Source organism: Halorubrum sp. CGM4_25_10-8A (genome assembly GCF_005435025.1).
GTDB classification, from domain to species: domain Archaea; phylum Halobacteriota; class Halobacteria; order Halobacteriales; family Haloferacaceae; genus Halorubrum; species Halorubrum ezzemoulense.
On the sequence record NZ_SGTX01000002.1, the window covers coordinates 318,650 to 332,034 of the forward strand.

The 13,385-nt window shown below is 49.5% G+C and carries 10 protein-coding genes and 3 pseudogenes; 8 read left to right on the forward strand and 5 right to left on the reverse strand.

Annotated features, from left to right (window positions below):
- Nucleotides 1-89 precede the first annotated feature (89 nt).
- Nucleotides 90-1,346, reverse strand: coding sequence for a hypothetical protein (locus EXE52_RS03985; RefSeq protein ID WP_137703458.1), 1,257 nt, complete (start codon nt 1,344-1,346; stop codon nt 90-92).
- A gap of 120 nt (nt 1,347-1,466) precedes the next feature.
- Here EXE52_RS03985 and EXE52_RS03990 point away from each other — a divergent pair, with 120 nt between their 5' ends.
- Nucleotides 1,467-2,552 carry a glycosyltransferase gene (locus EXE52_RS03990; RefSeq protein ID WP_137703459.1) on the forward strand — a complete coding sequence of 362 codons (1,086 nt, stop codon included), beginning with the start codon at nt 1,467-1,469 and terminating at the stop codon, nt 2,550-2,552.
- 120 nt (nt 2,553-2,672) lie between these two features.
- On the opposite strand, the gene EXE52_RS03995 is transcribed toward EXE52_RS03990, so the two are convergent.
- A complete protein-coding gene (locus EXE52_RS03995; protein WP_137703460.1) occupies nt 2,673-2,933 on the reverse strand; it encodes a hypothetical protein in 261 nt (86 codons plus the stop codon).
- Nucleotides 2,934-3,093: 160 nt separating this feature from the next.
- Here EXE52_RS03995 and EXE52_RS04000 point away from each other — a divergent pair, with 160 nt between their 5' ends.
- Nucleotides 3,094-3,978 carry an IS1595 family transposase gene (locus tag EXE52_RS04000; RefSeq protein WP_137703461.1) on the forward strand — a complete coding sequence of 295 codons (885 nt, stop codon included), beginning with the start codon at nt 3,094-3,096 and terminating at the stop codon, nt 3,976-3,978.
- Nucleotides 3,971-4,460, forward strand: a pseudogene (locus EXE52_RS18695) (IS6 family transposase); the annotation flags it as partial. The gene EXE52_RS04000 and the pseudogene EXE52_RS18695, both read left to right, overlap by 8 nt.
- A 42-nt stretch (nt 4,461-4,502) precedes the next feature.
- Here EXE52_RS18695 and EXE52_RS04005 read toward each other — a convergent pair.
- On the reverse strand, nt 4,503-5,711 hold the full coding sequence (locus EXE52_RS04005) for a glycosyltransferase (RefSeq protein ID WP_137703462.1): 1,209 nt from the start codon (nt 5,709-5,711) through the stop codon (nt 4,503-4,505).
- Between the two features lie 449 nt (nt 5,712-6,160).
- Here EXE52_RS04005 and EXE52_RS19110 point away from each other — a divergent pair, with 449 nt between their 5' ends.
- The 4 genes and pseudogenes from EXE52_RS19110 (at nt 6,161) to EXE52_RS04020 (ending at nt 9,551) form a co-directional block, all read left to right on the forward strand.
- Nucleotides 6,161-6,400 carry a transposase gene (locus tag EXE52_RS19110; RefSeq protein WP_394347640.1) on the forward strand — a complete coding sequence of 80 codons (240 nt, stop codon included), beginning with the start codon at nt 6,161-6,163 and terminating at the stop codon, nt 6,398-6,400.
- Between the two features lie 121 nt (nt 6,401-6,521).
- Complete coding sequence (locus EXE52_RS18975; RefSeq protein ID WP_255510311.1) at nt 6,522-6,656, forward strand: hypothetical protein; 135 nt, start codon at nt 6,522-6,524, stop codon at nt 6,654-6,656.
- Between the two features lie 280 nt (nt 6,657-6,936).
- Entirely contained in the window at nt 6,937-8,355 is a 1,419-nt protein-coding gene (locus tag EXE52_RS04015; RefSeq protein WP_137703463.1) for a sulfatase, read from the forward strand.
- Between the two features lie 367 nt (nt 8,356-8,722).
- A pseudogene (locus EXE52_RS04020) lies at nt 8,723-9,551 on the forward strand (IS5 family transposase).
- A gap of 35 nt (nt 9,552-9,586) precedes the next feature.
- On the opposite strand, the gene EXE52_RS04025 reads toward EXE52_RS04020, so the two are convergent.
- Nucleotides 9,587-10,942 (reverse strand): sulfatase, encoded by a 1,356-nt coding sequence (locus EXE52_RS04025; RefSeq protein WP_137703464.1) that lies wholly within the window; start codon nt 10,940-10,942, stop codon nt 9,587-9,589.
- 14 nt (nt 10,943-10,956) lie between these two features.
- Nucleotides 10,957-12,501: a flippase gene (locus EXE52_RS04030; protein ID WP_137703465.1), complete on the reverse strand. Its 1,545-nt coding sequence runs from the start codon at nt 12,499-12,501 to the stop codon at nt 10,957-10,959.
- Between the two features lie 191 nt (nt 12,502-12,692).
- Here EXE52_RS04030 and EXE52_RS04035 point away from each other — a divergent pair.
- Nucleotides 12,693-13,330: pseudogene (locus EXE52_RS04035) on the forward strand (IS6 family transposase).
- Nucleotides 13,331-13,385 lie beyond the last annotated feature (55 nt).

Genomic DNA, 13,385 nt, shown 5'->3' on the forward strand with positions numbered 1-13,385 from the left:
CGGCACAGGTTGTCGAGTGGGCTGAACAGAGTCTACTGGTTCGGGCACTGAACGACGAGCGTGTACTGGTGGGGCTTCTCGGGCTGGGGTTACTCGCCAGCCTCGTTCGGATACTCTCCTCGGGCCTTCACGTGACCGTCCAATTCCTGAGCTTCGCGCTGCTGTTCGTCGTACTCGTTGCCGTGACGTGGAACTACACCGAGCCACTCACGAACGAGTAGCTCCCAGCGCGCGATCACGGGAGCAGCAACGACGACGAGAATGAATTCGAAGGTCATTCGGTGCCGAACCCCGGTCCCGAAGTTCGAGTTGATCGCGCCGTAGCCGGCGGAACCGGCGAGGAAGACGACGATTAGGAGGACCGCGACCGTCTCGTCGAACTCACATTCGTACAGCGACCGGACCGCGCCGACGAACAGAACGATCACGATCGGGACTGCGGTAAAAGCGAGCAGGTGAAACACCGATTCGACGTGGAGGGGAAACGGCGTGAAGACGAAGTAGAGCGCGCGCCCGGGCGCGGCAAGCAGAAAATCGAACCACGAGCTGTACTGCATCCCGTCGAGGTAAACTGCGCCACCCTGTGCGCGGTAGGCGAGTTCTGCGTTCACACGCTCGAAGGAATACAGTACTTCTGCAAATAGGCCAAACCCAAGCGCGCCGAGACCACCCAAAACGACCGCTAACGAGGGGATCGATAATTCCAGTTTGAGTGTCCGAATGAGATCGACGCTCCCTGCCGCACCGAATCCGAGGAGACCGACGAGGCCGAGTTCAGGGCGTAGCAGAAAAACCATCGCCCACAAGGGGACCATGGTTAACCCCATCGCAACGTCCCGTTCCCGAAATGCGTACACTCCGAGCGCGAGGAACGAGAGGAAACTGAACGCCGAGAGCGCGTCCCGCATCGGGAGGCTGAAAAAGAGGAACGGGAGCGGGAGATAGAGTATTAGTGCCATCACTCCGTAGTTGTGTTCCGACATCCACGGGTAGAGCGACCGATAGAGATAGGCGACCGGGATGTACACCAGCACGGCGAAGAGACCGTTGAACACCGCTGCGGTCACCGGCTCTGCCGGGAAGAAGACGTAGAGTAATCCCTGAAATGTACCGTAGGTGGTAACTGTGGAGGACGCTGAGACTAACTCACCACTGATCAAACTGATAGCAACATTATGATACTGTCCGATGTCCCATACATATGGGAGTCGAGGAAGTATGAATACTGCTACAAATGTGTGACCACAGAATGCGAGCAAGGCAGCAAACCGGTACGCCTTGGGCCCATATAATCTTAAGAATAGTAGAAGTAAAACAAGTGCGGTAAGAACAGCTGATACGACCATATCCACACGTGTTGACCGAGCTAATAAAAATCGCTCGTTTGATTATGATGGAAACGACATACACAATATGGAAAGTCCAGAGCACAAGCTACTGCAAGTGGGATCCTAAGCCGATAGTCTATGACAGACATATCCGTTTTATTTCTCACAAAATACGATAGAAAGGGTGCTAGTAGCCGATATCGGGCGTTCAAATACTTTCCTTATTTGGAAAAAGAAGGAATAAAATGTTCATATGAGTCGTTATTTACTAATAAATATTTAAAAGACCTGTTCGAGAACCGTAATAGAAAAATAAGCCACATCGTAAAATGCTATATTAGACGAATTTATGATCTTTTTTCAGCCCATTCGTATGACTTGGTCTTCTTACAGAAAGAACTATTTCCGTATCTCCCTGCGGTTGTTGAACGACTTTTTTCTTCGATAGGTATCAGATATATTTTAGATATTGACGATGCTGTATTCCACAACTACGATATATCTGATAATTTTTTCGTAGAATATATTTTAGGGAAAAAGATAGATGTATCAATGCGAAATTCGGAGGTAGTCATCGCAGGTAATGAATACCTCGCTTCAAGAGCCCGTCAGGCAGGAGCACCATCAACTGAAATTATTCCTACCGTAATTGACTTAGATCAATATCCTACTGAACTTCCTGAGCAGCATGAGGATACATTTGTGATCGGCTGGATCGGTTCGCCTTCGACATCACATTACATCGAAGAAATGGATGATGTACTTCGTCAAGTCGCTGATCAGCGTCAGATTGAGGTTCGGTTGATAGGATCCGGTGATGTTTCATTACCTAATGTTCCGCATGAGGTCCGAAAGTGGTCTGAGGATACTGAGATTGACAATCTTTGTGACATCGATGTTGGAATTATGCCTCTTCAAGATACACCGTGGACCCAGGGTAAGTGTGGATTTAAATTGATCCAATATATGGGTGCGTGGAAACCCGTAGTTGCCTCCCCAGTAGGTGTAAACACCGAAATTATACAAGATGGGGTTCATGGGTACCTTGCTGACTCGAAAGAAGAGTGGATAGAGTCATTATTAGATTTATGCGATAATCCAAACCGAAGGCGTATGATGGGCAGACATGGACGGAGACGTATTCAAAACGAGTATTGTTTTGAGATCACCGCACCGAAAATGTCCAAAATCATCAAAGAAGTGTCCAATAGCTCTTCTAAATGATTGGCTCTGTTGAAATCCTATTCTTCAGACATAACATCATGTGAAACAGCCGGTCATACTGAGCCGATTTAGTATCTACCACTCGCTTAGACGAAAGCCAGCAGTTAGTACAATACCGCGTTACTCCACCTTTTTAGAGAATTTCTTGAGTACGTAGTCTGCGACTTTTCCGGCAGCTGAGATGCCGATCAAGAAGGCTACTGCCAGCAGGAGTATTTGCCACAAGAAAGCGGCACCAAGGTTCAGGTTAAACAGAATAGCTGTATCTACGAAAAACACATACACAGCATACATCAATGGAAGCCCGACTACGAGAACAGCTCCGAAGTAAGTCAGGCCGGCTATTGCCAACGGACGACGGCTGTGCGTGGAGGTGCTCATCACGTGTGAATGCGTACTTTTAACGTAAATTCTTTCGGGCAGATTGCTCCAAATGGACTCTTTCACTCATCGCTCTTCTGTAGGAGATTGTTGATACTGCTGAGCTGCGGCTGTCGAGTCGAAGAGGACAAGGACACCGCGTCAGCGGTGTCCGACACGGATGATTCCGCTAGATGCGTTTGGGTCGGAATCGGTCGCAGCGGACCTGTTACAGCAGGCTCGCTGGCGTGACGGTGTTTCCTGTCCTCGCTGCCGTTCTGACCGAACGGTCAGAAACGGCAGCTACGGGCACTTTCAACGGTATCTCTGTAAGGATTGCGACCGCACGTTCAACGATAAGACTGGCACGATCTTCGCTCATTCGAAGATTGCGCTCCGCAAATGGTTGTTCTCGATCTACGCCTTTTTGCGGTTTAACACGAGCCTCAGGCAGTTACAGTGCGAAATTGAGGTCACCTACAAAACGATCCACAGGCGTGTCGAGCGCTTCACCGAAGCGCTCGACGCGCCGTCACTCGATCTCCGTGGCCCGGTTGAAATTGACGAGTTCTACGTCTCTGCCGGCCTAAAAGGCCGCGAGCGCGACCGATGGTCGCGCTCTCGCGGCCTCTCTCGACGCGGGCGCGGGACGTATGAACAGGACAAACCGCCGGTGTTCGTCCTCGTGGATCGCGGCACCGAGCAACGGTACATCGTGCCGGCGAAATCCGCAGACGAATCGACGGTTCGGCTCCTGCTGGCTGACCGCCAGCAGGAGCCTCTCACCGTCTATACCGACGGATTTCGCGCGTACGATCCGCTTGAGGAAGACGAGAGTTTCGAGCGCGAATACGTCGTTCACGGAGACGGTGAATACGCCGACGACACGGTCCACGTGAACACCTGCGAGAGCCACGCGTCGCTGGCGCGACGGTGGCTCTCGCCGCATCGAGGCATCTCAAAAGATCGCCTCACACAGTACTTCAGAGCGTTCCAACTCAGACGAGAACTCTACCGCAAACCTGGACGAGAAGCGCTCAAACATGCCGTCAAAGCCACGCTCTGAAATCAACAATGTGCTACACAAGAGCGAGGCTAATTTACAGCCGGAATCTGGTCGGAGTCCGAATCACGTTGGCGTTGATCAGACCGTGATTCAGCTTGACGACGAACATTATTGGCTATACGCCGTCGTTGACCCTCAATCAAACGACTTGCTACACATAATGCTTGGACCGATAAAAACGAACCTGATCGCAGATTAGTTTTTTTTGCGGAGCTCCGTCAAAACACGACGTAGATGAGTCGATCTTTCTTGTAGATGGTACCACTTCATCGATCCTGTCGTAAACACTGCCTCAATTTTAGATGCGGACGACATAGAAATCGGAACGGCTTCCAACGTGTTTTCCATGGGACCAAACGACGAACTGTCTGTTCTCAAACTTTTTCAGCAACGGCGGATCAGACACTGATGACGAGTGGCTGGAATCTTTCGCTTTCGCGTGGAATCAGCTTATCTGTACACTACCCGGAATCAACTACTAGCTGCTTATAACTTTCACCTGTCAAATATGTGTGCCCATTCGATCATGTTAAGGAGTCGTAGATGGCGTCATACTCCTCTACGCCTGTTGAGAGAGAGTAGTATTCCTCCGCGAAGCTCCGGCAACGGTGGTCGATACCGCCAGCCGTCGCCAACTCAATCAGTTCCTTCATTGCTTCCTCTTTCTCTTCTGAGGTGAAGTTGTCGAGAACCACACCGATATCGTTGTCAGTCAGTAGTGATTCTACGTCACCCACTCCGACATTACTTATGCACGGAATACCGCTGGCCAAGAACTCTCCCATCTTCGTCGGAGATGTACCCTTCTTCGAAAAGGTTTGACGATAGAAAAATATCCCTGCGTCCATTTTCCTCACTTTCTCGGGAACCCGCTCGTGTTCAACACTCTCTACAGTAACATTTTCAGATGAAATACCGTACTCATCGAGTTTTTCCTGTATATAGTCGTGTTGCCCTTTGTTGAGGATGTGTAGTTGAGCGCCTGGTTTCAACTTTTGAAGAATCTGGAAGCACTCGAGTACATCCCCGAATTTGTACCAAGTACCCACAGAACCAACGTATCCGAGCGTAAATGGACCATCGCTTGACTGATCGGCACAAGGATAGAAATTGTCAAGATTAGTACATGTTGGGATTTGTTCAAATCTCGTGTCTTCGTCGACGTACGAGAACTCTTTCATCGCCTCAATCCCTACGTCAGTGAGTGAGAGGACAACGTCAGCGTTTTTTATAAATTGACGTTCGAACCACTTAGTCATTCGGTAAACGTAGTCTTTCTCGTTCCAGAGGTTTCCATCGATACGTTCATCTGCCCAAAACCCGCGCATATCGAAGAGAAATCTAGTTTTATAGCATTTTTTACAAGCTAGAGCGATAACCGACGGGATATAACTTCTGGCGTGAATAATCTCTACTTCGTGTTCTCGAATGAGATGAAAACTCTCCCAAATTCCAGTGAGAATATCCCACACTGTTGCCGGAAGTGAAGGATTATTATGATACTTGAGTGGTCTCCAGTCGATATCGTGTGACTCGACCGCTCTCCGCATTTTCTCGAATTGTTTTTGATCTTTCAAATTATCCGGATTCTCGAAGGTAATTAGTGATATATTATACTTATTTGAGAGATTTTTCAGATACGAATAGACTTGGGATTTCCCGAGAGGTTCAAGTAAGCCTGTATACGAGATATAGAGGACAGATGGATTCTCTGCTCTCTTTTGGCTCTTCATATACGGAGTAGATTCCAATCGATGAAGTAAACTCTACTGATATCTCTGCTCTGTTGAATCCGCAGAAGGCAAGGCATAGCATCACTGTAAACAGAGTAGCGAAGCGGAAAAGTGGAATGTGACCAACCTACTCTTCTGCTTCGTTAAGCAAGCCGCGTCGCTGGCTCAAAAGCGCTGAGACGCCAGTCCAACGGCGGTGAGTGATCCGACTGGCATGTATTTCCCGGCTGGAAGGGTGTCACTTTCCATTTTTGCGGGTTGACATGGACGCGACATACCGCGAGATCGTGGATTGGGCGAGTGAAATTGATCGTGTTCGTGGTCTGTTACAACTCGCTCGAACAGCATTCCTCGCACCCTCAACACTGTATCGGTCGTTTGAGAGGGTCCATGTCCGTGTGGTGTGAATTCCTTCGGGACTCCACAAACATCTGCGATTCGGACTCGCACTGAGCCATGATGCCACATTCTTCGACCGCGAAACGGAATCGAAACACTACCAACATCACTCGGGTCGCCACATACGCACGCTCAAAACGAGGGTCCTCGTTGACGCAGATACGTCTGCCATCCTCGATCTTCACTGTTCGGCACACTGGTCTCACGACACGCAAACTGGCTGTCAAGTCGTTCTTCACAACACCGAGAAAATTAAAATTCTCTCCGCCGACAAAGGCTATGACGACTAATCTCTCGAGAACGCCCTCTGAACGGAGGGCGTGTGGCCCCTGCTGCGCCATCGGTTGTTCGCTGCGTACGACACGGACACAACGCGCACGGTTGGACAGCGGGCTATACGGCCAGTACTAGATGGCCGAAACCGCCTTTTCAGCCACCAAGCTTCGGTTCGATCCCGCTGCCCACCCTCACTCAGGGTACCGCGCGTTCCGTGAACTCGTGGTGACCGCCACAGTCTACAACCTCGAACAGGCTCTCAAAAAGTGATCCCCATGCTGTCATCGGATTCAACAGAGCGCAATTGACTGTTTCGATGAGTCATATGTAGGCAGTCGGGCAAGTGCCCGCGTGGCTTGAACAGCTCATATACAACTATAATCGTCAACAATCACATTAATCACATAACGATCGAACGCCAGACAAGGAGGGGCAAAGTAGACAGTGCCGAATCGAAGGGTATCAAAAATATCAAGTAGTCTGGAGTGGTATTCCGTTCAAGTAACTTAGCGAGCACAAATCCAAGAGATTATTCCCATACTTTCTGCTAATGACTGATCCCAACATCCTCTGTGTCTCCGTTGATAGCGTTCGAGCAGACTTCTGCAATATCAACGGCGAAAACGGAGAGAACACGACGCCGTTCCTCAATTCTATAGCTTCGGAGGCTACCGTATTTCGAAACGCAATCACTCCCTCGACATGGACGCTTCCGGTTCACGCGTCAGTTTTCACCGGTCTCTATCCTCCGGAACACGGAATATTGACTGGAAATGAAACACTCGGTGACCATCCGACGTTCGCTCAATGCCTATCCAAAAACGGGTACTCGACTGACGCATTCTTCAAGAACGGATGGCTAGAGACCGGCGATATTTTACGTGGATTCGACCATTCCGACGGAACAGACGAATCGAAGTCCGACTCGGGGATTAAAACCCAAATGAAACGAAGGATCGCCGATGAATTAGAGAATTTTCCAGAGCTGGCCGAACAGACAGCGCAAATTCTGTATCACGCTCAAAAACAGTATCGAGAGTGGTCGGGTCTTGGGTCAGTGTCATCCCGGGGAGGTGAAAGAACGATTCGAGAGTACGTAAATCATCTTTCCGAAGGGAACGAACCGTTCTGCTCGTTTGTTCATTTTAACGACGCTCACTGGCGCTACAATCCGCCAAATCCTTATCAGAACGCATTCTCTGAGCGAACCTCCCTCGGTAACGTCTATAACTATGCATGGTGGCAGTATCAAGTTTACGCGAGTAGGACAAACCGGCTGAAGGCCGCTGTTGGTGACACCTCTCCTCCCGATCGTGAGGTCGAGACGTTCAAGAATCTATACCGGAGCAGTATCCGCCATACCGATAGCCTTGTCGAGGAATTGATAGATAGTCTCAAGCGACAGGGTGTCTGGGACGATACGATACTCATCCTGTTCGGTGACCACGGTGACAGTTTCGGGGAAGACGGCATCTTCGGTCATCACTTCTCTGTCCACGATTCTATTATCCACGTCCCCTTTATGATCCGTGACCCAACTGGACAGTTAGATACCGGGACAGTTTCTGATCCCGTTTCGCTCGTGGACATCTACCCGACGGTGCTAGAACTCGCTGGTGTGTCCGGTCCTGAAACAAGTGGGATCAACCTACTTCGGGACAGTCGGGATATCGCCTACTCCTACTACGACGTTTCTGACCACGACCTGTACCTCGGGGCGTCGGACCGAGGCATCGATCCTGACCGATTGCCTCCTGCAAAACAGTACGTCGCGTGGGCGGCCGAGGGTCGAAAAGTCATTGAATACCCTGAGGAGGACGAATACGTGATTGTCGGCCACGGCGACAGCACCCTTCGCGCCCGTCTTGAGGAACACAGAGACCAACTGGACACGATTGATACTAAAGAGGGTTGTATAACTGACGACGTGGCCAAACGTCTAGAGGGCATGGGATATCTGCGAGAGTAACCCTTCCTCGTTTGCCCGGTCGGAATACCCGGGTATCCGATTCTGCGTCCACTAGCCGCAATGGAATCGATCGGCCTTGTTTAGACGCAGTACAGATTGGCCATTACGGCCGTTATCCAAACGACGAAACCGGTTCGAGAGGCACTTTCGGACGGGACCTGTTCACCCGACGTAGCCACTAATCGTCTCATTCAGGAGCGTCTAAACAAAGCCAAATCGATCCAATTGAGTTAGAAACAGAATGTTTAAGCCAAACGCATTGTCGCCACTTAGCAGCTTTTCTACTTGTTCGGCTGTGTTGAATCGCTATACAGCAGCGAGGTAGGTCACTAAATCAAGGAGTTGAAGCAGAAGACTTCAGTTGTTCATGCCCCATATCTCCCGATTCATTGTGGAGGTTGTGCCGGTTGCTCAAAGAGTTACTGACGATGGACGCGAATCCGCCGTCTCGGAAGATAGTGGCGGATTCGCCGACTATGCACTCGTTTCGCTTCAGTGTCTGCGGGTTTACCTCGATTCATCGTACCGCATGACGATCAATTTTCTCAAAGATATGATACAAATAACCGGAGAGATCGACCGCTTTGAGGCCGATCTCTCCATAAATTCTACGTTGTGTAAGGCGTTCGGCCGGATCAGTATAAGCGTGTGTCAAGGGCTGCTGCGCCAGTCGGTGTAGATGTATGATCTCTCCGAACACGCTGGATCGACGCCACGTTCTACGATCGTTCAACAGTGAGCCGCCACTACTACCAATGGCTCAGCTACCGCGTTCAGAAGTTGAAGGTCACGAAGATCGTCGATGCAGCGTCTCAAGGGATCCTTGACGCTCTCTGCTCAACGAACCGGGAAGGAAACGACATAGACCTCGCTGAGCGGATCGCCCGCTGAATACGGTCTATCTGCGGTCTCTTGTAGCCGATAAGGGCTACGACAAGCAATCGCTCCGTGAAAGTCTGGATGATCTTGGGATCAGACCGCTGATCAAACATCCGATCTTCGCTCCGTACGGCCATGTACACAACGCCAAAATCGACGATAACCGCTACAACCAGGGCTCTATGACCGAAACCGTGAATTCGGCTGTGAAGCGCTCTCACGGTGAAGCCGAGCGAACGCGGTCGTGGTTTCGTGAGTTCCGCGAGATTGCGTTGATGTGTGTCTTCTATACCATCAAACGCTTCGTCAAACAGTGAATATCTCCGCCTTATAGCGATTCAACACAGCTGTTTTATTCTAAATAGCCAAGTCCCTGTAAACGCTCTTCAACACGATCATTTGTCACGTGATCCATTGATTGCTGCTGGTTAAACAGATTGGTTGGAATCGTATTCTGATATTCGGCTATGATTTCAGTATTTTCCTCAGCAAGATTCTCTTGTTCAAATTGGTCGCTCCGTAAATCATAGAGTTCATCTCCGTTTTCCGTGTAGATGTACTTCCATCCACCCCACCTTCCGGCAACAACCGGACCAGATTCGGCAAACGCGCCTCTGGTAATCACCTGTCTTGTCTCCGGCTGATTAAGTGGACTTCCCTGAAATTCTGAGGATATATTAGTATTCATGATACTACAGATCGTCGGTGCGACATCCAACAATTCTCTTGCCTCGGTAACTATATTATCGTCGTACTGAGGAGCTTTAACAAAGAGAGGGACATGAATGAGTTCCTCGTACGGAAGATTTCGGTGGAAATAGTTACCATGCTCGCCAAATTCTTCCCCATGATCAGCGGTACATATTACTGCTGTCTCGTCCCAAATATCGAGATTTTCAAATTCGTCAAAAAGGCGACCAATCTCTCGTGATGTGTAGCGCAAATCTGAATCGTAAAGATCGACCATCCGTTTGCGTTCTGCTTCGGTCACGGACGACGGATTCATTCCAGCCTTCGACATCAGGTTGCGTATCTCACTGGTATCTGCAGGTTCACAATAAACTGGGTCGTCAAGATCAATCCCATACGGTCGATGGGGATCAAGATAGTGTACCCAGAGAAAAAATGGCTCGTCAGAATGCTTCTGCAACCATGTGATAACGGAGTCGGTCAACTCTTCGGCACTTACGTAATAGGTCATTGAGTGTAATACTTCTGCTGGGAGAATCATATCTCTAATCCGCTTAGCTGCGGGCTTGATCCCAAGCTGTTTAACGACTGGTTTTATCATATCAACGCTCTTAGCGTACATCTGGCGTGAGAGTGGTGAACGGTCAAGCTCAGAGTCTTCTTCTGTCACTCCGAAATCCTGAAACTGATCGAAGCCACTCGGTTGACCGATGATACTGGCAAATAGTGTATTTGAGTGAAAGCCCGCGGTCAAAAAGCCCGCGTCTTGCATGGCGTTTGCGACTGTTTGACCCTGAACGCAAGGATTGTTGCCTTGATACTGTGAACTCAATAATGATGGAAGGGAGATGCCGGTGTTAGTTCCGTTAGCGAATGCAGCCTCGTAGCGAGTTCCCTGACTGTCAAGCCGATCAAATGCGGGCATCGTCTCACGTTCGTACCCGTATTGAGACAAATGGTCGGCACGAAGTGCGTCAACGGTCAACAGTATCGTCCGAGAGACATCGCGATCAGCCATTATTTCTAGCAAGACTATGATCCTACAAAATAAATTCGGTTGTTGCGCACCATTTCACTGATCGATGTCTTTTCATCCTGAGAAAGTACGCCACCAAACCAAACAATCACGAACTCAACGATCAAAAATACAAGTCCAAAAGCAGGGGGGGCAACTGGTATATCAGCAACCGGTATCATGAGATCACCGACAAAAGTACTTACCAATAAAAAGAGGGGTAGACTTGCGACGATAATAGCCAGAGCGCCAACGATGTATCGTAATGAATAGGGAAGAATGGAAATGTAGCGATAGACAAGAAAGACCTGAACGGTATTTAGGAATAGGATGCTGGCCAACGTACCGATAGCAGCACCTAAAATTCCAAATTCTGAAATTAGAAGATAACTTAAAACCATATTTATTAACATTGTCAGAAATGTTGTAATAAAATCGGCTCTGGTCCGACCGATAGCTTGGAGGGTTGCTGAGGCAGGTCCCATCCCAACTCGAAATAGAACGTCGACTGCGAGCACAGTCAGTACGATGGCGCCAGCTACGTATTCAGCACCGAATAGGAATTGAATGAGTTGCTCTGAAAAATACAGCATTGGAAGGACTAATGGAAATGTAAGGAACGTACCCCACTTTGTCGCTCGACGATAGAGGTGTACCACCCCTTCTCTATCGTCGTTATCATGTCGGCGGGCAACACGGGGTGTGTAAAGGTACGTGATAGAGACTAGCGCAACCATTCCAAGTTGGGAAATTACGTATCCGACTCGATAGTAGCCGACGGCAGATGAAGCCAACAAGGCACCGACAAGAACGATATCTGTATTGCCGAGCAGACGACGAGTCGCGTTCTTAAACGCCAGTGGCCACGAGTAAGAGAAGAATTGGCGCGCGTCCTCACTGAATCGATCGAGGCTCATGACTCGCGTGAGTTTTGTTTTGAGGAGATAGACTGCGTATCCTCCGGCAAACACACCACTCAATAGGTGCTGACCGAGATAGAAAGATAGGAATATTAATATATTATTGTTGTACCAAATCGCGAGCCCGATTGCGCCGAACGCGATCAGTTTGTTCAGTACATCGCCGGAGAGTACCTTCGGTACTGAGCGATCATAGCCGCGCATGATACCGAAAGACAGTTGTGAAACGGGGTAGGCAATTGCGAGCGGGGCCAGTAACTCGATCCATTGCCATTGGGCGCGTGAGATGCCGGCCCTTTCGATGAGTGCAACTGGGATAGCGTAAATAGAGAAAACGCCGATGCCGAGGATGACGGTAATTATACTGATGCCTGACACAACCATTCGAAACGCGGCGCCTGCGTCGCCCCGGTCGTCCAGAATGGAGAGGTAATAGGTGAAGCCCTCTGGAATGCCGACGAGTGCGATGCCGCCGATCGTGAGCAATACCGTGTAAGCGAAGATTGCAGAACCGAATTCAGCAGTGGCCAGTTCTCTGGCGACTACGACCTCTGCGAGCAGGCTAATGGCCTTCGAAAAGACCATTCCAGCACCGACAACGAACGCGCCTTTGAGGATGCCGCGGAAGCCGTCGTCCGGCATAGATGACTTTGTATGAAACTGGATACCGGCCAATGTAATAGTAGCATCTATTTCCAGACATCCATATGCGGATCTGATATTTTGAACTCGCTCTTCTGTCTCCACTACCCCGATTTTATACAAAGTTGATGCGGAGGTGAAGGTCGGCGATGTTAAGTTAAGAACGAGGCGGTCGGTATTTCGAGTGTTCTATGTCCGAATCCAACCGCCTCAACGCCTCTAACGATTGGATAGACTTGGAGTTTGTGGAGCTAGAGCGGACACCCCACGAGATCATTGAAACCGGTATTCAGCTCCATCTTGCTGGACTATCACTTTCGAATACCAAACAGTATCTTGAGAAGTTGGGTGTCAAACGAAGTCGGACAGCAATTCACAACTGGATTCAAAAGGCCGATCTACAGCCAGCTAACGGTGCGAGCCCGAATCGCGTTGCGGTTGACGAGACAGCGATTCAGATCGACTCAGACAGATTCTGGCTGTATGCTGCCGTAGATCCTCGAACGAATGAATTCCTCCATGTTGACGTATTTCCCGTCCAAAACCAACAATTTACGCTGGTGTTTCTCCGCGATCTCAGAGAGAAACACCATGTTGAGAATGCACTCTTTCTCGTTGATGCTGGTGGACATCTCACAGCTGCACTCTCACGAACATCGTTCCGATTTCAAATCACTCGTCATGGAAATCGAAATGCCGTCGAACGTATCTTTCGAGAAGTAAAACGTCGAACTTCTTCTTTTCAAATACGTTCCGAAATGCGGAGCCGACGGCGGTAGAATCGTGGCTCCGAGCCTTCGCCGTCTGCTGGAACCGATGCTTAAGTTAACACGACCGGTCGTCCGAACGAAAGACAAATATTGCTGACCTATCTTACATCTCTG

Bases quoted from the DNA above. Each gene is read 5' to 3' on its own strand.
- EXE52_RS03985 (WP_137703458.1), bottom strand. From the start codon at position 1,346: ATGGTCGTATCAGCTGTTCTTACCGCACTTGTTTTACTTCTACTATTC.
- EXE52_RS03990 (WP_137703459.1), top strand. From the start codon at position 1,467: ATGACAGACATATCCGTTTTATTTCTCACAAAATACGATAGAAAGGGT.
- EXE52_RS03995 (WP_137703460.1), bottom strand. From the start codon at position 2,933: ATGAGCACCTCCACGCACAGCCGTCGTCCGTTGGCAATAGCCGGCCTG.
- EXE52_RS04000 (WP_137703461.1), top strand. From the start codon at position 3,094: ATGATTCCGCTAGATGCGTTTGGGTCGGAATCGGTCGCAGCGGACCTG.
- EXE52_RS04005 (WP_137703462.1), bottom strand. From the start codon at position 5,711: ATGAAGAGCCAAAAGAGAGCAGAGAATCCATCTGTCCTCTATATCTCG.
- EXE52_RS18975 (WP_255510311.1), top strand. From the start codon at position 6,522: ATGGCCGAAACCGCCTTTTCAGCCACCAAGCTTCGGTTCGATCCCGCT.
- EXE52_RS04015 (WP_137703463.1), top strand. From the start codon at position 6,937: ATGACTGATCCCAACATCCTCTGTGTCTCCGTTGATAGCGTTCGAGCA.
- EXE52_RS04025 (WP_137703464.1), bottom strand. From the start codon at position 10,942: ATGGCTGATCGCGATGTCTCTCGGACGATACTGTTGACCGTTGACGCA.
- EXE52_RS04030 (WP_137703465.1), bottom strand. From the start codon at position 12,501: ATGCCGGACGACGGCTTCCGCGGCATCCTCAAAGGCGCGTTCGTTGTC.